Raw genomic sequence first — 22,016 nt, 5'->3', positions numbered from 1 at the left:
TCCTGACGTGATCGATCCTTACGACACAGCGGGGGCGGGCGAACGGGTAAAACGTTTCCGCAGGGCGAGCGAGACGTAGATCAGGGCAACGAGGACGGGCACCTCGATGAGCGGACCGACTACCCCGGCCAAAGCCTGACCGGAGGTGACACCGAAGGTGCCGATCGCCACTGCGATGGCCAGCTCGAAATTGTTACCGGCGGCAGTGAACGCCAAGGTGGTGGTGCGCTCGTAACCGAGGCCGACCGCAGCACCGAACAGGAACCCACCACCCCACATGAGGATGAAGTACGCGAGCAGCGGCAACGCGATCCGTACGACGTCCCACGGCCGCGAGGTGATCTGTTCACCCTGCAGGGCGAACAGGATCACGATGGTGAACAACAGTCCGTAGAGCGCCCACGGTCCGATCTTCGGCAGGAACGTGTCCTCATACCACTGGCGGCCCTTGGCTTTCTCGCCGAAGTGGCGGGTCAAGAAGCCGGCGACCAGAGGGATGCCGAGGAAGATCAGCACCGATTTCGCGATCTGCCACGGGGAGACGTCGAGGGTGGTCTGTTCGAGTCCGAGCCAGCCGGGCAGGATCGACAGATAGAACCAGCCGAGGACGGCGAACATGATCACCTGGAAGACGGAGTTGATCGCGACCAGTACGGCGGCGGCTTCGCGGTCGCCGCACGCGAGGTCGTTCCAGATGATGACCATCGCGATGCAGCGGGCCAGGCCGACGATGATCAGGCCGGTGCGGTATTCGGGCAGGTCGGGCAGCAGTAGCCAGGCGAGGGCGAACATCAGCGCCGGGCCGAGCACCCAGTTGAGGATCAGCGACGAGATCAGCAGCGTGCGATCGCCCGTGACGGTGTCGAGGCGGTCGTAGCGCACCTTCGCGAGCACCGGGTACATCATGATCAACAGACCGAGCGCGATCGGCAGGGAGATGTTGTCGATCTCGATGACGCTCAACGCGTCGCCGAGCCCGGGAATGAGTCGGCCGAGCAGCAGGCCGGCGACCATGGCGATGCCGATCCACACGGCCAAGAACCGGTCGAGGACCGACATCTTGCCGGCGACAGACCGGTTGTCGGTCGTGGTGGTCACGAGAGAGTCTCCGCGAGTGCGGCGGTCGGGGTGCAAGCCGATGCGGGCAGGACCCCGGATTCGGTGGCGAGTACCGCGGACAGTTGTTCCAGGGCAGTAGGGAGCACCCGGTAGTACACCCAAGTGCCGCGGCGTTCGCAGTCGAGTAGACCGGCTTCGCGCAGCACCTTGAGGTGATGCGAGATGGTCGGCTGCGACAGGTCGAAGGCGGGGCTGATGTCGCACACACAGCTCTCGCCGCCCTGGTGGCTGGCGATCATGCTGAGCATGCGCAGGCGGACCGGATCTCCCAATGCCTTGAACATGCGGGCCAGGTCGGTGGCCCAATCCGAGGTGAGCGGCTCACGCGAGAGGGGCGGGCAGCACGGCTCGGCCCCGCTCGACATCTGATTCGACATGCGTCTATATTGACTCGTATCTATTCAAGCGTCAATCCGAGTTCGTCGGAAAGGATCACCCTCGTGCCCGCTGCTTCGGTGCTGTTCGTGTGTGTGAAGAACGGCGGCAAGTCCCAGATGGCTGCCGCCCTCACGCGCCAGGCCGCCGGCGACCGCGTCGCCGTTCATTCGGCCGGCACCGTACCCGGCTCGTCCCTCAATGCTCTGTCGATGCAGGTCCTCGAGGAGATCGGGGCACCCGTGGACGGTGAGTATCCCAAGCCGATCGATCCGCAGCTGCTCGGCGAGGTCGACCTGGTGATCACCCTCGGCGGCGAAGCCCGCGTCGACGCGCCCACCGGGGTGGTCGTCGAGAACTGGGACACCGATGAGCCGTCCGAGCGTGGCATCGACGGCATCGAGCGGATGCGCCTGGTCCGCGACGACATCGCCGCCCGGGTCGGCGAGCTGACCGCCCGACTGCTTGCCGCTACCGACGCCCGATAGCTTTCTTCGCCTCGATCACTCCAGGAGTACAGACACCTATGAGTACCATCGCAGTCTTCGAACCGGCCCTGTGCTGCAACACTGGCGTGTGCGGCGAGGACCTCGACCAGAACCTGGTCACCTTCACCGCCGACATGGCCGCGCTGACCGAGCAGGGCGCCACCATTACCCGCCATAACCTGGCCAATGATCCGCTCTCGTTCGCCCACAACGAAGCGGTCAAGAGGTTCCTTGAACTCGCCGGATCCGAGGGCTTGCCGCTCGTGCTCGTCGACGATGTCACCGTGGCTACCGGTCGCTACCCGTCCCGCACCGAGCTCGCCACCTGGGCCGGCCTCGAGGTGCCCGCCGCAGCACCGTCCGGGGTGACGATGCTCGGGCTCGCCGACGACAGCGACTCCTGCTGCACCCCGGGCGAGTCCACCTGCTGCTGACCATGTAGATCCGTATCCTGCCCGCCGATACCTTCCGACGAGGAGTACTCGCTTTCATGGCTGCCGATCCGACGTTCCTGACCGCTCCGCCCCGGTTCGTGTTCTTCACCGGTAAAGGTGGGGTCGGCAAGACCTCCATCGCGTGCGCGTCGGCGCTGCGCCTGGTCCGAGCCGGCAAGAAGGTGCTGCTCGTCTCGACCGACCCCGCGTCGAATGTCGGGCAGGTCTTCGGTCTGAGCATCGGCAACACGATCACCGAGGTCCCCGCGGTGCCGGGGCTCTCCGCGCTCGAGATCGACCCCGAGCAGGCCGCTGCCGCCTACCGCGAACGCATCGTCGGCCCCGTCCGCGGACTGCTACCGGATGCGGAGATCGCCTCGATCACCGAACAGTTGTCCGGCTCGTGCACCACCGAAGTCGCGTCGTTCGACGAATTCACCTCTCTGCTCACCGATCCCGACGACCAGGTCGCCGGGTTCGATCACGTGCTGTTCGACACCGCCCCCACCGGCCACACCATCCGGCTGCTACAACTGCCCGGCAACTGGACCGAATTCCTCGACCACGGCAAAGGCGACGCGTCCTGCCTCGGGCCGCTGGCCGGGCTCGACAAGCAGAAAGCCATGTACGCCGGCGCGGTCGAGGCCTTGTCGGATCCCGGCCGCACCCGCCTGGTGCTCGTGGCCCGCGCCAATCGCGCCGCCCTGTCCGAGATCGCCCGCACCCACGACGAACTCGCCGCGATCGGCATGACCGGACAGCATGTGGTCGTCAACGGCGTACTGCCCGCCTCGGCCGGCGACACCGACCCGCTCGCGACCGCCGTGTACCAGCGTGAACAGGCCGCATTGGCGGGTCGCGGCGCCGCGATCGCTGCTCTGCCCACCGATCTGGTGGAGCTCAAGCCGGTCAACATGGTCGGTCTCGATGCTTTGAGCACCCTGTTCGACACCACCACCACCACGGCAATGACCACCGGGACCGATCCGGGGCTTGCCGCGGTCGCCGACGCCCCGTTAGCGGATCTGGTCGATGCGATCGAGGCCGACGGGCCCGGACTGGTGATGTGCATGGGCAAAGGCGGGGTCGGCAAGACCACTGTTGCCGCCGCGATCGCGGTGGCCCTGGCCTGCCGTGGCCATGACGTGCACCTGACCACCACCGACCCCGCCGCACATCTGACCGACACTCTCGCCGGGGAACTCGGCCACCTCGAGGTCTCCCGCATCGACCCTCATGAGGCGAGCGAGACCTACCGCGACCGGGTACTGGCTACCAAGGGTGCCGGGCTCGATGAGGCCGGCCGCGCCACTCTCGCCGAGGACCTGCTCTCCCCGTGCACCGAGGAGGTCGCGGTGTTCCAGGCCTTCTCGAAGGTGATTCACGAATCACGCCGCAAGTTCGTTGTCGTCGATACCGCCCCGACCGGGCATACTCTGCTGTTGCTCGATGCGACCGGCTCGTATCACCGGGAGATCGCCCGGCAGATGGGCAACGGCGGGCACTTCACCACACCGCTGATGCGGCTGCAGGACCCGGCACAGACCAAGATTGTGCTGGTGACCCTGGCCGAGACCACCCCGGTGCTCGAGGCGGCCGGTTTGCAGGATGATTTGCGGCGCGCCGGTATCGAGCCGTGGGCGTGGGTGGTCAACAATTCTCTGGCAGCGGCAACACCAACCTCGCTGCTGCTGCGGCAGCGAGCGGTCGCCGAATTCGAGCAGATCGATACGGTCCGGGGTGAGCTTGCCGATCGGTTCGCGGTGATTCCGTTGCAGAGCACCGAACCGGTCGGCGTCGAGGCACTGCGCGATCTCACCGCGACACAGGTCGTTTCGTCGACGGTGTAGCAAACCCACCGTCGAACGCTTCTTCCGCGCCCTGCGAGACTGGTGGTCTTCGGCCATGGCCGAAGCGCGTTGAAAAGGTGACATGACTTCGCTGGCGATCAGTGGTGGAAAGTTCTGCCACACTGACTTCCGTCCCGGTTTCTGATGCGCCGAAAAGTCGCCGCTCCACGGACCGTCACCACTCTTGAATACCGGAGGTGCGACCACGTCGACAGTGTCCGGCGCATCGGGGAGCGAATCGTTCGAGTGCCACAGTTCTCCCTGCGGTTTGTCACCAACCGTAACGAACAGAGCGCTCGCGCGGGCCTTCACTTCGCCGTTCTGGACGATGTTGCTGTCGATGACTTCGATCCGTGGTCCGCTGCGAACGCTGACACTTCGCGTATCGAGCAGCTCGGTGCGGACCGGTGTGAACAGATCCACCGTCAGTCGAACCGACATGAACTCGAACGCTTGCTGGCTTCGCTCGATTGCGCGCGCGAGAGTTCCACAGGTCGCGTAGCCGCCGATCTGTGACCGTGACCAAGGACTGCTACCCCCGGCGAGTCGGCAGGCTCGGAAAACGACAGGAAAGGCCGACCTTATTCGGTCGTGCCTGGCGTGTCGGTGGTCTTGGTGCGCCGGCGTGGCTTCCGTAGGTCGGTGCGCGCGCCGCGTCCTGGCCGGTTGCGGGCCCATTCGACGATCTCGCTGCGCTTCCACAACGGGGTGCTGCCGATCTTCTCGACCGGTTTGGGGGCGTGGCCGCGGTTGACGTACGCGTGGAAGGTCACCGGCTTGATTTCGTCGCCCGTTTCTTCTTTGAGCAGGTCGACGCACTGCTGGGCAGTGAGGCGGTTCGGGTTCGCCATCGCTACTGGCCTTTCGTGTCTCGGGCACGGCCGTGGTGGTGTGCCTGCGGTTCGGTCCCTGAAACTTTACATACCGGAATTGCTTTGTGAAAAAGCATGCGCGCATCCCGAGCGGCATCCGGGTTGCAACAATACAGTTGGGTATTGTAAGGTTGAGAATGAAAGAGCGGTCACGGGAAGGGAAACCGAATGTCGATCATCACCGCAATCGCGGCACTCGCGCTGGCAGCACTGCTCATCTGGACGATCGGCGCCCCCATCACCCGCATCGGTGGCGCCCTGCTGACGATCGCCTCGCTGCTCTGCATCGTCCTCGGTGACTCGATCGCCACCCGCGCCCCGCTGCTCATCGCCGGTGTGGCGCTGTGGCTGGCAGGACACTTCCTGACCGCCTACAAGACCCGGACCTGGTCCTCCCGCCTGGCCGAGAACATCGTCACCCGCACCCCGCTGCGCAACCTCGACCCGGTCAGCGGCCGCGAGCACCGCCAGGCGCGCCGCGCCGCCACGGGCGACACGCCGAAGCCGAGCACAGGCCGGACCCAGGCCCCGGTCGACGACTTCGCACAGTGGGAACGCGAACTCGCCACCGCCGCTCCGGCCCCGACCGGCCGCCCCGTGGCGAAACGCGTCCCCGCGCGTTCGGCCACGCCGTCCCGGAGTGCCGTGTACGGCACGCGCGCCGCCAAGGCCGCGGGCAACCTCGCGGTCCGCACAGTCCCCGGGGCCCGCGCCGCGCGCTCGGCCTGGCGGTTCGTCCGCTGACCCGCAACCCCGACCTTCTGACCTGCACCACATCATCGAGAAAGGACGGACCGCTCATGTCCGCACTGACCATCACCCACACCCACCCTGACGGGACTCTCGTCGACGGCACCGCCCGCGGCGACGGCTCCGGCGAGATCCTCAAGGCCCATCGCTGGCGCTGGTCCCGCAATCTCGGGTCCTGGTACATCCCGCAGTCCCGCGACCGCCGCGCGAAGCTGGCCCAGATCAACACCACCGCCGCCGCGCTGCGCGCCGCAGGCTTCACCGTCGAGGTCGATATCGACGACGACTACCGCACCACCGCCCAGGTCGAGGCCGACAAGATCGCCCGCCAGCAGGACCGCGTCGACGCTCTCGACGCGAAGGCCGAGCGCAAGGCCGGTGCCGCCGAATCCGCCTGGGCCGCTGACCAGGCGGCGCATGACGCGTTGCCCGAAGGAGGAGAACCGATCAAGGTCGGTCATCACAGCGAGGCCCGGCATCGCCGCGCGCTGGAGAAGTCCTGGAGCACCCTCGGCAAGGCAGTGGCATCCGAGCGTGAGGCCGCCGCGGCGCGTGGCCGCGCCGATGCTGCCGCGAAGACCACCGACCGCCGGTATGCCTCGGTGACCGTGGCCCGGCGGATCGACACGCTCACCGCCGAGCTGCGCCGTTTCGAGCGCGTGCGCGATGGCTACAGCCGCACGCTGCACACCAACGCGCAGACCGGGCGCAAGTACGTCGAGACCCACGAGCCGGCGACCGGCAACTACCGCGACCGGGTGCTTGCCGAGATCGAGCACACCGCCGACGAACTCGCCTACTGGGAAGGTGTGCGCGCGGCGCAGCTCGCCGACGGTGTGGCCACCGCCTACAGCCGCGAGGTCATCGCCAAGGGCGATCTGGTCCGCTATGCCGGGCACCACCACCAGGTGCTCAAGGTCAATGCGAAGTCGGTGACCATCGGCTCGATCGTCGGCGGTTCGTGGACAGATCGCGTCCCCTACAGCGAGATCCGCGGGCTGCGTGACGCCGACGGCCATGTGGTGCGCATCGTCGACGGCGCCCGGGTGATCGAGACCGCCACCGCTGCCTGACCTGCGTGTTCCTTCCGGGGGCGCTCGGTAGCCCGAGCGCCCCCGGGAGGAACTGCCCTGCGATTTACGGTGCCGCACCTGGAGAAGCCGTTTCGTACGATCGCCCCCGCATATCGACCCACCCAGCCAGAAAGAGATTTGCCATGACCGAGAACATCACCAACCGCCACGGCGACCGGATCCGCCTCGGGCAGCTGTGGACCGACGACCCGCGCCGCGGGGTCCTGCGGACTCTGCGCGTCGACGGATTCACCGGCACCGGCCACCTCGGTGCCCGCGCGGTGTGCACTGTCATCCGCTCCCACGACACCGACACCGGGCAGGTCACCGAACCCGGCCGGGTCGTGTCGATCAACATCGACAGCCTGCACACCACCACCGGTGGTCGCGGCTACCGCCTCGCCGCCGTGGACGATCCGCGTCCCTCGTTCTGATGTCGGAGCCGTCCACCATGATCGAAAGCCGAGGAGGAGGAATCATGTCATTGCAGATGCTGTCCCCGCGCGAGTGGGCCGCCGCCATGCTCGCCGACGAGGCGGCCTGCATCCTCGACGTCGAGACGTCAGGGCTCGAAGGGTCGATCCTCGAGGTCGCGGTCCTCGACGCCGCGAGCGGCGCGGTCCTGCTCGACACCCTCGTCGACTGCGGCCCGGTGCAGATCGAACCCGACGCGTACGCGGTGCACGGCATCACCGCCGCCGACCTCGATGGCGCGCCGCGCTGGCCGGAGGCGTTCGCGCAGCTGGAAGCGGCCACCTCTGGGCTTCTGGTGTTGGGGTACAACGCCTCGTTCGATCGTGGCCGGCTCCTGCACGACTGCCACCAGGCAGGTATCGATCCTGGTCCCCTCGCCGAGGAGGCGCGTTGGCAGTGCGTGATGGCGCGGCGCTGCGAAGCACTCGGGCTCGGGGCAGAGGGGCGTCTACGGCTCGGTGGCGGTCACCGCGCGCTCGCCGACGTCCGCGCGACCCGCGCGCTGGTGCAGCTGCTCGCCGCGGGGGAGCCCGACACTGCCGGACTCGCCGCCCTCGAGGACCGGCACGAACACGCCCGGCACGAGGACCGGATACCCACCGCGCTCCTCGTCGAGAATCGAGGCAGGGAATGACTCAAGGGGAGAACATGACACCGACCGACACCGAGGCCGCGATCGTCGTGCGGGCCACCCGACGTCGCAAGAGCTTCGCCGAACGAATGCGGGCGGCCAGCGGCATCGTGCTGGTGGAGCCCGGGACGAACCTGAGGTCTCTGTACGTCGCGCGTGTGCTCGGCACGCCGTTGTCGCTGGTCGGGATCGGCGCGATGACTGTCGGATCTCTGCTCGCCGTCACCGGCCTGGTCGCTGATCCCGCGGTATTCGCGTCGTTTGTGGGGGAGTTGTTCACCGGAGAGCAGACCGAGAACGCGCTGTTGTCCACCGCGGGGCTGACCTTCCTCGGCGGTATGGGCTCCTACCTGGCCGGTGCCGGTCTCATCCGCGGCGCACGGCACAGAGCCTGCCGCAGTGGGGTGTTGACCGTCACAGAGATGGTGTACGGACCGAAGAACATCAAGGAGCCGATGACCCGCGCGCTGACCGCTGCGGAGACGATCCGCGGATCGGTGGCCTACCGCGAACGCTGGCTGGCCGATTTCGATCTCGATGCGGCGCTGTGGGATCTGGCCCGGCACCTGCACAGCGCAATCAGGTTGCGCGACGAGTTGGGCACGGTCCCGGCACGCCTCGAGCAGGACACGCAGGTCGAGCGCGCCCGCGCCGCGCTTCAGACGTGTGTCGTGCACGTGGAGGAGGGAGCCGAGCGGCTCGCGGCCCTGGCAGATCGGGTCGAGGCGTTCGATCGGGAGCTGGCCGCGCCCGCGCGCCGCGTCGAGCTCGAAAAGGCACGCGAGTTGCGTGCGCAGCGAGATGCTGAGCAGATCGGGCGACTGTCCGCTGCCGCAGCTGAAGTCGAGGCCATCGAACCGGCGCTCGGTGGTGTCGCCGACCAGGTGACCGGTGTGCTCGATGCGTACGATGAGTTGCCGACGAATAAGTCCTGACCTGCGCGGATGGCACGTCCCGCAGAGCGGGTCGAGGATTGGCTCGATCGAGCGAAACGGTTCGTCGAACGTCTCAGCACGCGTGTAGTGAAGTTGTCTCGGATAGGTAGCCCTCGTAGGACTGGTGAGCAGGATAGGTAACAGACTGCATGGCGTCCGGCCTTCGTGATGCACCCACTGAAATCCTGTTCCCGCTCGGCGACCGTCTTACACGGCATAAATGGCGGACGAATCTATCGCGGTCGACAGTAACTATGCCCTGCTCCGATGCTTGCGTTTGCGACTTCAGTGTTCGGTCGGGCGAACGATTTGCGAAATGAACCTTGCGGAACCGTCGACTACCATAGGCTGATGGACCGAAAAGATAATGATATGTTCGATCTCGGAAACCCTGTGCCACTTGAGTACGACGTGGCGTTCGACACTTGGTCTCTTCGTTGCGCCAATGCGCTTCTCACTGGACTTATATCTGGGCAGTCACGCGGCGGTATACGAGTATTTTCCTTTTCAGTGCGGCCAGAAGATGACGTTATAGAAGTAATCGTCGATTACTACATGAATAGCCCTGAACTGCAAGAGCGTGTCGGGTATCGATTCGTCATTTCAGCTCTGCATTCGCTTAGTCCGGATAACCCTGTCTCCGCAGCTGGATTATACGTAGATGATCTATTTCTGCTCCCTGTAAACCTACCTGGTGATCCAACAGATGGAATCCGTTGGATCACCAGGCCAGGGTTTTCATGACACTTTCGGATCTTCAGTTTCCGGGGTTCATCAGCGCCATGTCCACCCAGGAGTCACAAACCGACGTTCCTGAGAGCGGAGTGTTACCTCCTCCGCAGTAAGCTGTGACCAGGCCGATCGGGTTCCCTCCCTGAGCGAGTTTGTAGGTCGCCCACTGTGTGTGGTCATAGATCGCATGCACAGTACGGCGTTCAATTTCTTCGCATTCACGCCCGTTCCAGCCAACTTCACAGATGTCATGCGTTGCGACGGCCCAGAAATCCTTGCCGAAATCGGCGGGGTTGCTGCGGGGGCCGTGATACTGGGACTCAAGTACGAACTCGATGCTGTCGACATACTTGAGTTGATGATAATGCTCAGCCTTGTCTTGACCCCAGCCATCATCCCAAACTGTGCTCCAATAACCCTGACGGATAATCATCGGGTTATAATCCTGGAAATGCTGATTTGCGGCTCGGCCGACTTCCACGGACGTGTCATAGCTCGCTGGGATATCGCTGGGCGGCCATGTTCCGTCAGGTGGATAAGCGAATGGGGTCATTCCACTAGTTGACGTAGATTCCGGTTCCGGAAAAGGATCTGGGGTGGGATCGTACATTCCTACGTATGCATTGTCGGGGCCGGCCATATTAATAACGCCACCCTGATATCGCTGACTCAAGGTGATTGATACCCCTTCAGCGGAAAGAGCGGGTGAAGTTGGCTGCACGGGGCCTCCCAACGGGTACCCTAGGAGTCCTCCACCCGCTCCTTTGCCATTCCATACCGCGAGAATATTGACCGGGATTTCATGTGCTCCGGTGATCGCAGTCCACCAAATGGATGAACCGTTCTCGAAATCCGCGAAATGCGCGATTCCGTTAGGAGTGACTTGCTCGTCAGCAAGAGGATATCCCAGCGTGCCGTCTTCTCGTCCAAGTTGGCTCCACTTGTCCCGGATTGCTCCATACAGCACGCGTGCGCCGGTCTGTCCTGACCAAGTGATGGTGCCGTTGAGGAAGTTGTTGTAGCGGCCGTTGTACTTGGTTGCCCAGATCTCGTCGGTGCTCGGATAACCGAGCGGACCGGTTTCCGCTCCGAGCGCGTAGTACTTGGCCCTCACCGATCCCCCGACGATGCCGAGGGACAGTGGACTCCAGTAGATCGCTGCTCCTGACTGGAACTCCTGACGACGACCATTTTGGAGGACGATCTCGTCGGTGGTCGGGTAGCCGAGCCAGCCCGCTTCCCAGCCGTGTTCACCCCACTTCATCATGAAGTGATTCAGCACCGGGTGCGCGCCGGCATTCGGGTGCCAGTAGATCGGACCGTTCAAAAATGTGACGCGCTGTCCAACACCATCACCGTTGGTGATGTTGCTGCTCGTGGGCAAGAGCAGAAAGCTGTTCGGTCCGCCGAGAGAGTCGTACTTGACGCGGATCTCGCCGCAGACGGAGAACTGCCACGCCGGGAAATAGATCATGCAGTCCGTGGGCGCTGCGGCAGCAAGCGCGTTGGTGGCACCGGCATTGCGGGCCGTGCGGGAGCGTGACGCTGCGAGGAGTTTCGCCTCGGCGATCTCGGCTTTGTCGGCGTCCTCCTTGGTGAAACCCTCCGGCAACTCCTGGCGGTCTGAACGCATCTTGCCCGGCACGATCGTGGAATTGGGGTTTTCGGTGGGTGTCCACTCCACCCAAGGCTCCTTCTCGCCAGGTGCTGACGGTGCGGTTTCGGGGGTGGATGTCGCTGGTGTACTCGGCTCGATGCTGGTCGAGGCTGGGCTCTCGGTGGCAGGCGATGTCGAAGCCGTCTCGGGTGCCACTGTGACGGTCGGCGGCGCCGCGGTCTCCGGCACTGCTGTGACGATCGGGTTGCACGGCGGTAGTGGCGCCACAGGAGTGGTCGTCGGCGCTGTGGTGGTTGTGGTGCCGGGTGCGGTGGTCGGCCCCGCGCACGGATCCGTTGTGATGGTCGCGCCCGGTGCCTCGAGCGGTGCGATGTCCGGGTTAGCCGGCTGGGTCGCTGTCGTGGTGCTGGGAGCGGCTGGTGTCGGTTCGACCGGTTGGGCGAAAGCTGCCGATCCCCCGGCGGCAACCATCAGCACCGTCGTGCTCGCGACCAGACATCGGCGTAGCCAACTGCGGCGGGGCATGGCGGAGCCACCTGGGGTGTGCGAATCCATCTGTTACCTACTGTCGTTCGGTCCGATAGGTACAGCGGTGGCGCCATCGCTTCATTGCAACCTAAACGGTTTCCCAAAAACCACAAACGCAACAGGTAACACTTCAGTCACGGAAACCATTCAGACGGTTTGTTTTAGCAAGTGGGTGCAGAACTCCACCTTCGGTGCTAAATAGACACGCTCATCCCGCCATGGGTGAGGGTTCTCCCTGTGAGGGGCGATATCGAATCAACTCGATGGATGACCCATCCCGGCGGGTGGTCGGCGTGGCGCGCTCGGTTCTGCTGGGTATCGGGACACGCTCGTGATGTGCGGCTCCTATGGATTGCGCATCCCCTGAATATGACCTGCGTAGACGGCACGTCCTGCGTCGGCTACGCGCGACGGTGAGGCCCCGGTTGTATCCGAGGGAAAGGCCGAGCGATGGCGTCGTTCGGACGGGGTTCGTGTTTCGCTGGACAGGTGACCTCCGTCCGTAGCGGCACATTCATCTACAAGCAGTTCTGAACGTCCGGCAACGTCTGGCCGCCCGGATCGGGTGAATCCGCGTCTTGGTGCGCTGAAAGTGGCTGTGAGCAGTGCCGATGGCACGTCCCGGAATTGGGGCGTGCCATCTTCCGTATCGGGGTCGGAGCCTTCTTCGGTGGATTCAGGAAATCGACACCGCTCAGGGGTTGCAACATTGCAATGTCTGTTTGTATGGTGGTGTCTGTCGGAAACATCCAACAAAGGAGCATCGAATGTCGAATACCGCTGTTGCAGAACTCATCACCGTCACCATCACCGGAACACCGGTACGCGCCGAGATCGTCGAGATCGTCGAATACCGCACCGACATGTTCGGCGGCAGGGTCGCTGATGTGCGCCTGGCCGACGGCACCGTCACCCGGCACGTGGACACCCTCGACATCGAGGTGAGCGCCGCCGCACGCGGCACACTCGCCGCCGCCTGATCCGTCCCCCGAACTCGAATCCTCACCCCAGCACAGGAGGTCACCCATGACTGCATCCATCACCGCACTGCCCACCGGTTTCGCCGCCGAGGTCGACGGTGCCGCCGCGCTCGTCGTCGGCTACCTCCACGCCTTCCCGAGGCATCCGCAGCGCGGCGCGCTGGTGCAGCCGTTCGGCGGCGCGCAGACCTCGGTCTCGGAGGCCGGGGTGATCGGCGTACCGCTCTACGCGCTCGTCTCGGTCGACTGGGCCACCGAAGTGACCACGATCGAGTCGGGTGGCTGCACGCGGACGGTGTTCGCCACCGGCCGGCTGGGCACCCCGCAGGGGACCACCTCGTACCTGCACCCGGTCACCCGCCGCGCGGACCTGGGCCTGTACGTGCTCGACACCGAGGCGCGGTACGCCGCGAGCGGGCGCGACGCCGAGGTGTCTACGCGGGTGCGTGCGGCGGTCCGGTCGTGGGGGTTCGGCGGCGCCGAGGGAGTCCCGTCCCGTGTGCCGGTGCACAACGCCGCGCTGTAGTGGGGGAACGTGCTGGTCATCGCCTCGGACACCTCAAGAGTTGTCAAACGACAACTAATCATGTAGTTTCAAGTTGTCAGACAACAACGGAGGTGGAAGTATTGGACCGGTTCAAGGGGATCGACAAGGACACCCGCAAAGCCCTCAAGGCACTCGAGGAGGCAGGATTCGTGATTCGCCGAGCGAAGAGCGGCCACCCGATGGTCTACAAGGACGACGTGCTGATCAGCACGTTCTCGGGTACCGCGAGCGATTCGCGCGCCTTCCGTAACTCCCTCGCGCCGCTGCGGCGCGCAGGGTTCGAGTGGCTACCGCGCCGCTGACACCGGCGAGGGCCGGGGGTGTAGGTGGCACCCCCGGCCCGATCCCCATTGTCCACCACCGCATCCGATGGCCCCACAACCAGCACAGGAAGGACTTTCGCGCCGTGACCACACAGCCGTACAACGTCGTAGCCGAGATCGACGTCAGCTTCGACGAACACACCGCCGAGCAGTTGCTCGACCCCATCGCCGACTACAGCGGAGCCGCCGGCCGCTCCGAACTCGGCCACACCGAAGTCGTCTTCACCCTCCCGGCCGACACGCTCCGGCAGGCCAACACCACCGCCCTGGCCATCCTCGAGACCTACCCCTGGCCGCTGCGCTCACTGCGCGTGCTGCCCACCAGCGACTACGACCGGCTCGTCGACGCGATCGACGTCCCGCCGCTGGTCTCGGTCCAGGAAGCCGCCGATCAGCTCGGTATCAGCCGCCAGGGCGTCCTCAAGGCGATCACCACCGGCTCGCTGCCCGCGATCCGCGTCGGCAGCACCTGGATCGTGCGCGAATCCGCTGTACGCGCCCGCGCGCAGCGCAGCGCCTGAGCGCCCACCTGCTTGGTGAATCGCCCCCACCTCGAGGACAATTCGCGTCCCCGGGTGCACCGTCGTGCCCCGGCCCGCCGCGAGGTCACCACCTCGACACCCGAGAAGGGGGAAGCACGTGCCCAGTTCTGCGCTCGTCACACCGGGAGACGACCGGTCGCCGGTGCTCATCCACGTCCCGCACGCCTCCCGCGTCATCCCACCCGAGGTGCGCGCGGACCTGCTGCTCACCGATACCGAACTGGCCGCCGAACTCGACGAATCGACCGACACCGCCACCGACGAGATCGCCGCCGCCGCGCTGCGCCGCACCGGCCTCCGGCCGACGACCGTGGTCAACACACTCTCGCGCCTGGTGATCGACCCGGAACGGTTCCCCGACGCCGGGGAGCCGGCCAATGCGTTCGGTCGGGGCGCGGTCTACACCCGCACCTGCACCGGCACGCCGCTACGATCCGAGCCGTACCCGCACACCGAGCACCTCATCGACGGCTATTTCCGTCCCTACGCCGACGCCGTCACCGCCGCGGTCGAGGAGCGGCTGCGCGTGTGCGGGCGCGCGGTGATCATCGACCTGCACTCCTACCCCGAGGTGCCGTCCGGGTTCGAGGACCCCGCCGCCGCGCGCCCCGCACTGTGCATCGGCACCGACCCGGTCCACACCCCCGGCTGGCTGGCCGAGTCGACCCGTGGCGCATTCGCGTCCCTGCCCGAGTTCGACGAGATCGGCGAGAACACGCCGTATTCGGGGTGTTACGTGCCGCTGCGCCACTACGGCCGCGACGAACGCGTGACCTCGGTGATGATCGAGCTGCGCCGCGATGTCTACCTCACCGACCCGCGCACCCCACACCCCGAGCGGGTGGAGCGGATCGGCCGCGCCCTCGCTGTTCTCATCGACCAGGTCACCGCGCAGGTGGCCGCCGATGTGTAAACCCAAACCGGGCCCGCGCTGCACCCCGCACATGCGTGCCCGCCTCGACCAGGCCGCCGCGCGCGTTCAGGTTGCCCGCACGCGGCTGGCCGAGAACCCGACACATGCGCGGTTGCAACGTCGCCTCGCCGCCGCCGAGGCCGACCACGCGCAGACCCTCGCGCTCTACGACTCCACCCCGGGCGGGCAGGACGAGCTGCGCGCGGCGATCGAGGCATCCGGCGATCTGAGCGACCGGGACGCGCTGACCGCGCGTCTACGGGACGCTGAGAGGCTCAGAGCCGAGCAAACTGCCGCCCTGCGCCGCGCGCGGTCCGCCGCGGACAATGACCATGAGGAAGGGATCGACCATGTACGACGAGCCGATGACACAACAGCGCCGGGAAGCGTTCTGGAGGACGTTCGGGTGGAGCCCGGACCTACCGGAGGACCAGCGCAAGAAGATCGAGGACTACTGGAGCGACCCGGAGATCCAGGAGGCCGAAGCGCTCGGCTTCTGATCAACGGCCAGCAGATCACCCCCGTGGCCACGCACACCCTGCCGGACTCCACCCGAGCAGGACTCGAGGCCCGTGGCCTGTCCGCGCCGCCGCTGCATGAGCTGGCACCGGCCGATTCGGGGATCTACCGCGAACAGATGCTCGAGCTGACCCGCAAGAACCCGCACGCCGCGTCGGTCTACGTCTACGACGAGGACGAATACCGGACCATGCGGCTGCTGGTCACCGACGACGGCAAGGCCGGTGTTGCCCTCAAAGGCGACGAGGTCGTCTCCGCATTCGCGCACAAGGACTGCGCACACCCCCGAGCTTCCCGTGCCATGCTGCGTCACGCGACCGCGCTCGGTGGTCGTCGTCTCGACTGCTTCGACACGGTCTTGCCCAAGTTCTATGCCGACGCCGGTTTCGTGCCGGTCGCGCGGCTGAAGTGGAACGACGAGTACGCCCCCGACGGCTGGGACTACGACACGTTCCGCACCTTCAACGACGGCCGCCCCGATGTGGTGTTCATGGCGTATGACCCGGACCGTGTCGGTGGCAAGTACACGCCCGGTGCGGGGGAGTACGTCGACGACTACGACGACGGCATCGCCCGCGCGCAGCAGTACCGGTCGCACTGACGACCCTTGCTGCGTGCTGTGGCTCGAATCCGTCCCCGCACCCGATGATTCGGGCGCGGGGACGGAGCGCCCGGCGCCGTGATCGGCACAGGGGCCTGTCCTTGGCGGCGCTGACGTCAGTGAATCCGATGGTGACCTGCGGTGAGGGCATGTCCCGACGCGGTCGGCGATCGGGAGGTGTTCGCGCGTGTGAATTCGTGCGTCGCTCGGAGTTGACACGTTACAAAACGACATTGCATGGTTGTGGAACACCGACGAAAGGGGAATGACATGGCAGGCAAGAGCATCGAGGTCCTTCACGCGGACTACGCAGCCGCAATCGCCAGCGGAAACCACGAGACCTTCGTGTCCGCGAAGGTGGCGCTGATCGAGGCCAAGACCGGCCGCGCCCTCACCGCCGACGAGATCGCCTACATCTAGACCAGGCGACAAGGGGTCCACCGGAAACGGTGGGCCCCTTTCTTTTTCCCTTCCCCCTGTCCTGTTCCCGCCGATAACACTCGGTCGCTCCCGGCCGCGCTCCTGGATGGCCGGTGCGGGCGAACCTGGTCGGCACAGGTGCACATGTCGCGCGTCGGCCTCGTCGACACTCGCAGGCACCCGCATCGACTGGGGGCTCGATGTATCCCGAAATAGCCCTGTGAGCTGCACTGATGACACGTCCCACACTGCCGCGGGCGTGAGGCCGGCCCGCGTGGCACCTCATCTGTAGAAGGAGAATCATGGCCGCAGTGACCGGACTGCTCGTCGACCGACTCGGCGAGATCCTGACCACGACCGTGCGGTGTCCGTGCGGCGCGAGCGTCACCGCACGCCGCCGCGTCGTACTCGATACCCGCAACCCCGCACTCAATACCTGCGTCGATCTCGATTTCGGTCCCACACGAGCGTTTCTGATCGAGCATCGCCCCCATCGCGCCAGGGGGAATCGGTGACGGGTGCCGCGCTCGGCTGCGCGCCGACGTCGGTGTCGTTTCTGTCCGTGACCTGGGGTGATGGCACGTCCCGGTGGCGCGCCGGGCCGCAGGAGTGGCGTAGCGGGCGCGCCGGGTGAGGTGAAATCCCGTCCCCCGGTTGCAACAATACAAAATGACATTGTATAGTTAAATCGTGCGGCAGCCGGAAGGTCCGATGCGACAGTCGGATCCCCTCGCCGTACGCGCCGCGCACTGCTTACGCCTGAAAAGGCAACGTTCCCGAGTCAAACAATGCAAATACTGCTTGTTATGTCATCGCCGAGTCGGCGGGAAGAGGAGCACGACCATGACGAACACACTCGCAACGGTCCGGATCGACCTCGACACCACCACCACCACCACCACCACCACCGCACCGCACCCCGCCCAGATACTGCGCCCGCCCACCGACTACCGCACCCTGCTGCGCCTGCGCCGCAGCCTCCCCGCCGCCGCGCTCACCAGCGCATTGGCCGCGATCTTCGACGACACCGACCTGCACACCCTCGCCGCGCGCGGGATGTACCTCGCCCGCCGCGCGCACACCGACACCGCAGCGGCACTCGAACTGGCCGCCGTCGCAACAGTCCTGGCCGACGCCCTCGCCGCACCCACCGCAACCCCCGTCACCACCGCGATCGACGCACTGCGCACCGACCCGCGTCACGCACACCGAGGCGCCCGCGAGCTGCTGATGCTCGCCTACCGCGCCCTGCTCACCGACCTCGCGGTCGTCAATGCCCCGCCGCTGCGCGCGGCGCACTGACCACCACCACCCCGAGAGACAGGACACCTGCGATGACCACCACCGAGAACCTCACCGACGAGCAGCACATGACCGGCGGCGAGCGCGCAGCCGCACGCGGCGCGCACTACATCGAAGAGTCCGTGAGCGTGTATCTCATGCGTGACCTGGCAGGCACCAACACGTGGGTCATCGACCCCGCCAATTTCGACGTCGCCCTCGAGACGAACTACGACATGCCCAGCAACGCCGAATGCCCGTGCGCCGTGCCCGAGGAATGCGCCGAGATCCGCCACCGGATGCACTTCGCGCCCACGCCCGACGGCGAGGAACTGATGCACATGCTCGCCGACGCGCTCGGCTACACCGTCACCAAGCCCTGACCACCCGACAGTCGGGCCGCGTCGACGCGGCCCGACCGCCGGCTGTGTGCTGTACCCGACAAGACAAGGACCAGAGCATGACTTCTCCCCACCCGTTCGCCGCTGTCCGCACGCTCGCCGATCTGGCCGCTGTCCGCGACGCACACACCTCGAACCACACTGATCCCTCCACGACCCTGGACCCGGCCGCCGCGCGCGCTGTGCGGGCCTGTGAGGCGCTTGTTGCGGTGGTGCCGTACGGCGAGCGCACCCATGCCGACACCGACGACTTGGAGTCTGTGTTGGCGGACCTCGCGGGCGACCTGCGGCACCTGGCCGACCAGCTCGGCCTCGACTGGCACGACATCGACCGCCGCGCCCGGAGCTATTACGGCGACGAAACCGGTCGTGACCATGACACCGAACCCGCTGTGGCACCCGAGGTGGAGATTGTTGCTGTCAGGGATCCTGACGGACCGACAAGCTCCGAGTTGTTCGTCGGCGGCACGCCCGTGGTCGCGACCGAGTACGTCATCGATGCCGGTGCGGGTTGGGGGTGGGAGGAATGGAAGGACACCCGCGATCACAACCTGGCTGCGGCGTCGCCCGCCGTACGGGCGGTGTTGCTCGCGCATTACGTCGACCCGCCCGGGGGTAAGTACGTCGAGGGCCGTGACGACGCCCCGTGGATCGACCCCGAACCCGCCCTCGACGCGGCAGGAACCGAGCGGTGACCGCCACGGCAACGGACCGGCGCACCGGATCGACGGTGCGCCGGGCCTTCGCCCCGGCCACGCAGCGCTACCGCGCCCTGTTGCGGCGGGGCCACGCCCTCGCCGACGTGCCCGACTACCTGCGCCTGTTCGACTGGGTCGACATCGCCGCGGTCGCTGCGCGCGGGGTGCGGCTGGCCGTTCGGGACGCCCGAGGAACCACCGCGCAGACCGTCACGCTGGAGCTGTGCGGGGGAGTAGACGGCGAGATCGTCGTCCGCCGCGTCGGCGCCGAGCTGTTCGCGGCCGCGACGATTCTCGGTGAGTACCTGCGCCTGCCTGCCACCGACGGCCTCCTCGCCGACATGGTGGCCGCGCTCGGCCACGATCCGGGCTTGGCTCGGTGCACGCAGGTCGAGCAGCTGATGTTCGTCTACCGGATGTTGCTCAGCGAACCAGGATCAGAGCTCGAAAATGCGTTGTGAACAGGGGCGATGACACGTCCCGGCGCAGCGCAGCGATGCCGACGTCGTATCGGCTTCGGGACCGATCTGTGGATTCGCGCTACGTGATGCCGTTGCTGCGGCGGGGTGATGTGTTCAGTGGTGGGTGAGGGTGGGGTCGGTGTCGATGCGGACGTCGATGTGGACGCCGACTTTGCTGCCGAGGTTGACGAGGGCGTCGAGGGAGAATTTGCTGAGTTTGCCCCGGTAGAGATCCGAGATTCGTGGTTGGGTGACGCCGAGGTTGTCGGCGGCGACGGCTTGGGACCAGCCGAAGCGGTCGACCTGTGAGCGGATGGCGGTCATCAGGTCGGCGCGCAGCTGCCGGTTGTATGCCTCGCCGGGGGTGTCGCTGATCGCCTCCCACACGGAGGTGGTCTCGGTGATGTCGTTGTCGTTCATGGTTGCTCCTGTGCGTGTGTGTGGGCTGCCTTGTAGCGGCGTCGACCGAGGTCGATATCGGCTTTCGAGGTCTTCTGCGTTTTCTTCTGGAAGCAGTGCAGGACGTAGATCGCTTCGCCGAGTTGGGCGAGGTAGAACGTGCGGAACGCGCCGTCGGGTGTGCGGACCCGAATTTCGCGGCATCCGGGCCCGACGTCCTTCATCGGTTTCCAGTCATCCGGATCCAGTCCTTGTTGAACGCGTCCGAGTTGGTAGCCGAGGTCGTCTTGGGCTTCGGCGGGCAGATCGCGTAGGTCGTCGAGTGTGCTGCCTACCCATCGGATCGGTTTCTCGTCGCCTCGTGCCATGTCCACAGAGTATATCAGTATGGATATACGCCGAGGTGGTGAGAGTTCACTGGGCGATGCCCCTGTCCCCATGCCGGGATCCTGTTCTCCCGCCAGGCCCCGCGCTCCGGTCGAGTGCGGGGCCGAGAACATGCCGTGAACTGGGTAGATGGCACGTACCAGGGAGAGGCCGGCAGGTCTTCGACGGGGTGTGGGGCAGTGCGTGTTCGCTCCGGTGACCAGCGGAAATGGCACGTCCCGACAGCGGCCTCCCGGGAGATCCGCTCCCGGCCCGCCGCCGGGTTCGGCACATCCCCGAGGTTGACAATACAAATAGGCATTGTAAGGTGGTTCGTGTCGGGAGGGGTACTGACCGGCACGAATAACGTCCCACTGAGCGCAGTGGAGAAGAGGGGTTCACGATGGCGAACACGGTGCTGGGAGTCCGGCTCGATGTGGACGGAACCGCGACGATGATCGATCTGGAGAAGACGGAGTCGGGTGTCGACGCAGCCTTGCGTGCGGCGCTGGATTGCCGCGTGTTCGATGTGGTGCGGCTGGGGCGGGGTCTGGATATGTGGCTCGATGATGAGGGCCTGTGCGTCGGTGAGCCGGTGGTCAATGAGGTGGCGACGCGTATTGCGCAGTTCCACGGCTTCACGTGGCAGCCGTATGTCGGGCCGGTGGTGTTCGCGTCTGTTGATGACGAGGGTGAGACTCGGTCGTTGGTGGGTGAGCAGATCGCAGCGTTGTTGGCGACTGCGCATGTGGGGGGCCTTGCGGTGCTCGATGCGTCCCTCGACGCAGTCGACGAAACTGCGGGGGTGGATGCGTGATGCGTTCGGTGGTGATTTCGTGGACGGAGGTGTCCACGCACAGCGTGACGGTGACTGTGCCTGCGGATTTCCGTCCGGAGGATGCGGGCCTGGGCGATGCGCTGGGGAGTCTCGAGGACGATGGTTTCCTTGGGGTCGAGCGGGAGAGCATCCGGGTGTGGGATCTCGATGCGATTGATCCGGGTGCGGAGGTGTTGATTCGGGAGTGATTCGGGTGGGGACCGGCCCGAGAGAGGCGGGCCGGTTCCCCGCTTGTGAGTGTGGCGTAGTGCGGTGTTGTTGGTGTGGAGGCCCCTGCATTCTGGTGGGGTGTGGGGGTTGTGTGGGTGGGGTGACCTGGGGTGATGGCATGTCCCGTGTGGGTGGTGGGGTCGCCGGCGGGTGGTGCCGGCTCTTGTGTGGGGCGGTTGGTGTGGCCCGATTCTGGTGGTTTTTGAATTGTGTTGTGCTGCAACGTTTATTGTGAATCATATTGCTTTACCACGAATTACCGTTGGTTTGCTCATGGACTGTTGGTGGTGGTGTCGGTTTATGTTGGAGTGGTGGGTATTTCGTGTTTCTGTCTGTCGTGTCTGTTTTGGTGGTGGGAGTGTGGTGGGGTATGATGGGTGCATGACATCGGGACCGGTTGAGAGCGGCATTGCGGTGGTGTGCACGACGCGCGTAGCGCGACCCCGCCTCTCGGTGCTTGCTGGCGATGCTTCGATGGTGACGTTGAAAACCGTTGGTGGGTCTGCAATTTCGGTTTCGAGCGGAGCGCAGCGACGCGGGCGACGGCAACGGTTCGGGACCGCCTTCGAGCCGCGCAGCGGCTCCCGTGCGGGGAGCGGAGCGACCCGCCCGTTTCCCCGACGCGAAGCGTCGGGGGG

At 65.8% G+C, this 22,016-nt stretch carries 30 protein-coding genes and 1 pseudogene; 24 read left to right on the top strand and 7 right to left on the bottom strand.

The features are described from left to right. Nucleotides 1-18: 18 nt before the first annotated feature. Complete coding sequence (gene arsB, locus Q7514_RS32325; protein ID WP_330137280.1) at nt 19-1,059, bottom strand: ACR3 family arsenite efflux transporter; 1,041 nt, start codon at nt 1,057-1,059, stop codon at nt 19-21. A 35-nt stretch (nt 1,060-1,094) separates the two neighbouring features. Continuing rightward, entirely contained in the window at nt 1,095-1,496 is a 402-nt protein-coding gene (locus tag Q7514_RS32320; RefSeq protein ID WP_054719241.1) for an ArsR/SmtB family transcription factor, read from the bottom strand. Nucleotides 1,497-1,559: 63 nt separating this feature from the next. Here Q7514_RS32320 and Q7514_RS32315 point away from each other — a divergent pair, with 63 nt between their 5' ends. From Q7514_RS32315 to arsA, 3 genes are read left to right on the top strand one after another with little or no spacing between them, the layout of a single operon-like run. Next, nucleotides 1,560-1,982, top strand: coding sequence for an arsenate-mycothiol transferase ArsC (locus Q7514_RS32315; RefSeq protein WP_330137272.1), 423 nt, complete (start codon nt 1,560-1,562; stop codon nt 1,980-1,982). Nucleotides 1,983-2,020: 38 nt separating this feature from the next. After that, nucleotides 2,021-2,416, top strand: a complete 396-nt coding sequence (gene arsD, locus Q7514_RS32310) for an arsenite efflux transporter metallochaperone ArsD (RefSeq protein WP_054719244.1) — start codon at nt 2,021-2,023, stop codon at nt 2,414-2,416. A 56-nt stretch (nt 2,417-2,472) separates the two neighbouring features. Continuing rightward, nucleotides 2,473-4,266 (top strand): arsenical pump-driving ATPase, encoded by a 1,794-nt coding sequence (gene arsA, locus Q7514_RS32305; RefSeq protein ID WP_330137271.1) that lies wholly within the window; start codon nt 2,473-2,475, stop codon nt 4,264-4,266. A 297-nt stretch (nt 4,267-4,563) separates the two neighbouring features. Here arsA and Q7514_RS33275 read toward each other — a convergent pair. Further along, a pseudogene (locus Q7514_RS33275) lies at nt 4,564-4,944 on the bottom strand (acyl-CoA thioesterase domain-containing protein); the annotation flags it as partial. Next, on the bottom strand, nt 4,848-5,117 hold the full coding sequence (locus tag Q7514_RS32300) for a hypothetical protein (RefSeq protein ID WP_054807252.1): 270 nt from the start codon (nt 5,115-5,117) through the stop codon (nt 4,848-4,850). The pseudogene Q7514_RS33275 and the gene Q7514_RS32300, both read right to left, overlap by 97 nt. Nucleotides 5,118-5,306: 189 nt before the next feature. On the opposite strand from Q7514_RS32300, the gene Q7514_RS32295 reads away from it, so the two are divergent. The 6 genes from Q7514_RS32295 to Q7514_RS32270 all read left to right on the top strand — a co-directional run bounded on the left by Q7514_RS32295 (nt 5,307) and on the right by Q7514_RS32270 (nt 9,745). Continuing rightward, a complete protein-coding gene (locus tag Q7514_RS32295; protein ID WP_330137270.1) occupies nt 5,307-5,882 on the top strand; it encodes a hypothetical protein in 576 nt (191 codons plus the stop codon). 56 nt (nt 5,883-5,938) lie between these two features. Beyond that, a complete protein-coding gene (locus Q7514_RS32290) occupies nt 5,939-6,961 on the top strand; it encodes a DUF3560 domain-containing protein (RefSeq protein WP_330137269.1) in 1,023 nt (340 codons plus the stop codon). A gap of 143 nt (nt 6,962-7,104) precedes the next feature. Continuing rightward, entirely contained in the window at nt 7,105-7,395 is a 291-nt protein-coding gene (locus tag Q7514_RS32285; RefSeq protein ID WP_330137268.1) for a hypothetical protein, read from the top strand. Nucleotides 7,396-7,439: 44 nt separating this feature from the next. Next, complete coding sequence (locus Q7514_RS32280; RefSeq protein WP_330137267.1) at nt 7,440-8,069, top strand: 3'-5' exonuclease; 630 nt, start codon at nt 7,440-7,442, stop codon at nt 8,067-8,069. 14 nt (nt 8,070-8,083) lie between these two features. Then, nucleotides 8,084-9,001 (top strand): hypothetical protein, encoded by a 918-nt coding sequence (locus Q7514_RS32275; protein ID WP_330137266.1) that lies wholly within the window; start codon nt 8,084-8,086, stop codon nt 8,999-9,001. A gap of 351 nt (nt 9,002-9,352) precedes the next feature. Then, entirely contained in the window at nt 9,353-9,745 is a 393-nt protein-coding gene (locus tag Q7514_RS32270) for a hypothetical protein (protein ID WP_330137265.1), read from the top strand. Between the two features lie 13 nt (nt 9,746-9,758). On the opposite strand, the gene Q7514_RS32265 is transcribed toward Q7514_RS32270, so the two are convergent. Beyond that, nucleotides 9,759-11,417, bottom strand: coding sequence for an LGFP repeat-containing protein (locus Q7514_RS32265; RefSeq protein WP_330137264.1), 1,659 nt, complete (start codon nt 11,415-11,417; stop codon nt 9,759-9,761). 70 nt (nt 11,418-11,487) lie between these two features. Between Q7514_RS32265 and Q7514_RS32260 the strand changes: the two genes are divergently transcribed. The 13 genes from Q7514_RS32260 (at nt 11,488) to Q7514_RS32200 (ending at nt 19,565) form a co-directional block, all read left to right on the top strand. Then, on the top strand, nt 11,488-12,081 hold the full coding sequence (locus Q7514_RS32260) for a hypothetical protein (protein WP_330137263.1): 594 nt from the start codon (nt 11,488-11,490) through the stop codon (nt 12,079-12,081). Nucleotides 12,082-12,646: 565 nt separating this feature from the next. Beyond that, nucleotides 12,647-12,859 carry a hypothetical protein gene (locus Q7514_RS32255; RefSeq protein ID WP_330137262.1) on the top strand — a complete coding sequence of 71 codons (213 nt, stop codon included), beginning with the start codon at nt 12,647-12,649 and terminating at the stop codon, nt 12,857-12,859. A 46-nt stretch (nt 12,860-12,905) separates the two neighbouring features. Then, a complete protein-coding gene (locus Q7514_RS32250) occupies nt 12,906-13,385 on the top strand; it encodes a hypothetical protein (protein WP_330137261.1) in 480 nt (159 codons plus the stop codon). Between the two features lie 101 nt (nt 13,386-13,486). Further along, complete coding sequence (locus Q7514_RS32245) at nt 13,487-13,708, top strand: hypothetical protein (RefSeq protein WP_330137260.1); 222 nt, start codon at nt 13,487-13,489, stop codon at nt 13,706-13,708. A gap of 104 nt (nt 13,709-13,812) precedes the next feature. Beyond that, nucleotides 13,813-14,250, top strand: a complete 438-nt coding sequence (locus Q7514_RS32240) for a helix-turn-helix domain-containing protein (RefSeq protein ID WP_330137259.1) — start codon at nt 13,813-13,815, stop codon at nt 14,248-14,250. 118 nt (nt 14,251-14,368) lie between these two features. Further along, complete coding sequence (locus Q7514_RS32235) at nt 14,369-15,184, top strand: N-formylglutamate amidohydrolase (protein WP_330137258.1); 816 nt, start codon at nt 14,369-14,371, stop codon at nt 15,182-15,184. After that, nucleotides 15,177-16,304 carry a hypothetical protein gene (locus Q7514_RS32230; RefSeq protein ID WP_330137257.1) on the top strand — a complete coding sequence of 376 codons (1,128 nt, stop codon included), beginning with the start codon at nt 15,177-15,179 and terminating at the stop codon, nt 16,302-16,304. Before Q7514_RS32235 ends, Q7514_RS32230 begins: the two co-directional genes overlap by 8 nt. Before the next feature lie 270 nt (nt 16,305-16,574). Continuing rightward, nucleotides 16,575-16,724: a hypothetical protein gene (locus Q7514_RS32225; RefSeq protein WP_330137256.1), complete on the top strand. Its 150-nt coding sequence runs from the start codon at nt 16,575-16,577 to the stop codon at nt 16,722-16,724. A 302-nt stretch (nt 16,725-17,026) separates the two neighbouring features. Beyond that, the gene (locus Q7514_RS32220; RefSeq protein ID WP_054807891.1) at nt 17,027-17,239 is read left to right on the top strand and encodes a hypothetical protein; all 213 of its coding nucleotides are present in this window, start codon (nt 17,027-17,029) and stop codon (nt 17,237-17,239) included. A 328-nt stretch (nt 17,240-17,567) separates the two neighbouring features. Beyond that, nucleotides 17,568-18,026, top strand: a complete 459-nt coding sequence (locus Q7514_RS32215; RefSeq protein ID WP_330137255.1) for a hypothetical protein — start codon at nt 17,568-17,570, stop codon at nt 18,024-18,026. A gap of 32 nt (nt 18,027-18,058) precedes the next feature. Next, on the top strand, nt 18,059-18,388 hold the full coding sequence (locus Q7514_RS32210; protein ID WP_330137254.1) for a hypothetical protein: 330 nt from the start codon (nt 18,059-18,061) through the stop codon (nt 18,386-18,388). Nucleotides 18,389-18,465: 77 nt separating this feature from the next. Continuing rightward, nucleotides 18,466-19,101: a hypothetical protein gene (locus tag Q7514_RS32205; protein ID WP_330137253.1), complete on the top strand. Its 636-nt coding sequence runs from the start codon at nt 18,466-18,468 to the stop codon at nt 19,099-19,101. Beyond that, the gene (locus Q7514_RS32200) at nt 19,098-19,565 is read left to right on the top strand and encodes a hypothetical protein (protein WP_330137252.1); all 468 of its coding nucleotides are present in this window, start codon (nt 19,098-19,100) and stop codon (nt 19,563-19,565) included. Before Q7514_RS32205 ends, Q7514_RS32200 begins: the two co-directional genes overlap by 4 nt. Nucleotides 19,566-19,679: 114 nt before the next feature. Here Q7514_RS32200 and Q7514_RS32195 read toward each other — a convergent pair whose 3' ends face one another. Together Q7514_RS32195 and Q7514_RS32190 are read right to left on the bottom strand one after the other, a co-directional pair. Further along, nucleotides 19,680-19,985 (bottom strand): helix-turn-helix domain-containing protein, encoded by a 306-nt coding sequence (locus Q7514_RS32195; RefSeq protein ID WP_330137251.1) that lies wholly within the window; start codon nt 19,983-19,985, stop codon nt 19,680-19,682. Further along, entirely contained in the window at nt 19,982-20,332 is a 351-nt protein-coding gene (locus Q7514_RS32190; RefSeq protein WP_330137250.1) for a type II toxin-antitoxin system RelE/ParE family toxin, read from the bottom strand. Before Q7514_RS32190 ends, Q7514_RS32195 begins: the two co-directional genes overlap by 4 nt. Nucleotides 20,333-20,733: 401 nt before the next feature. Here Q7514_RS32190 and Q7514_RS32185 point away from each other — a divergent pair, with 401 nt between their 5' ends. Continuing rightward, a complete protein-coding gene (locus Q7514_RS32185) occupies nt 20,734-21,147 on the top strand; it encodes a DUF3846 domain-containing protein (RefSeq protein ID WP_330137249.1) in 414 nt (137 codons plus the stop codon). Between the two features lie 44 nt (nt 21,148-21,191). Continuing rightward, nucleotides 21,192-21,356, top strand: coding sequence for a hypothetical protein (locus Q7514_RS32180; protein ID WP_330137248.1), 165 nt, complete (start codon nt 21,192-21,194; stop codon nt 21,354-21,356). Nucleotides 21,357-22,016: the final 660 nt, after the last annotated feature.

It is taken from the genome of Rhodococcus artemisiae (assembly GCF_036327795.1).
Classification (GTDB): Bacteria; Actinomycetota; Actinomycetes; order Mycobacteriales; family Mycobacteriaceae; genus Rhodococcus; species Rhodococcus artemisiae.
Note: the sequence above shows the minus strand (reverse complement) of the source record. Positions and strands in the feature narration are given on the sequence as shown.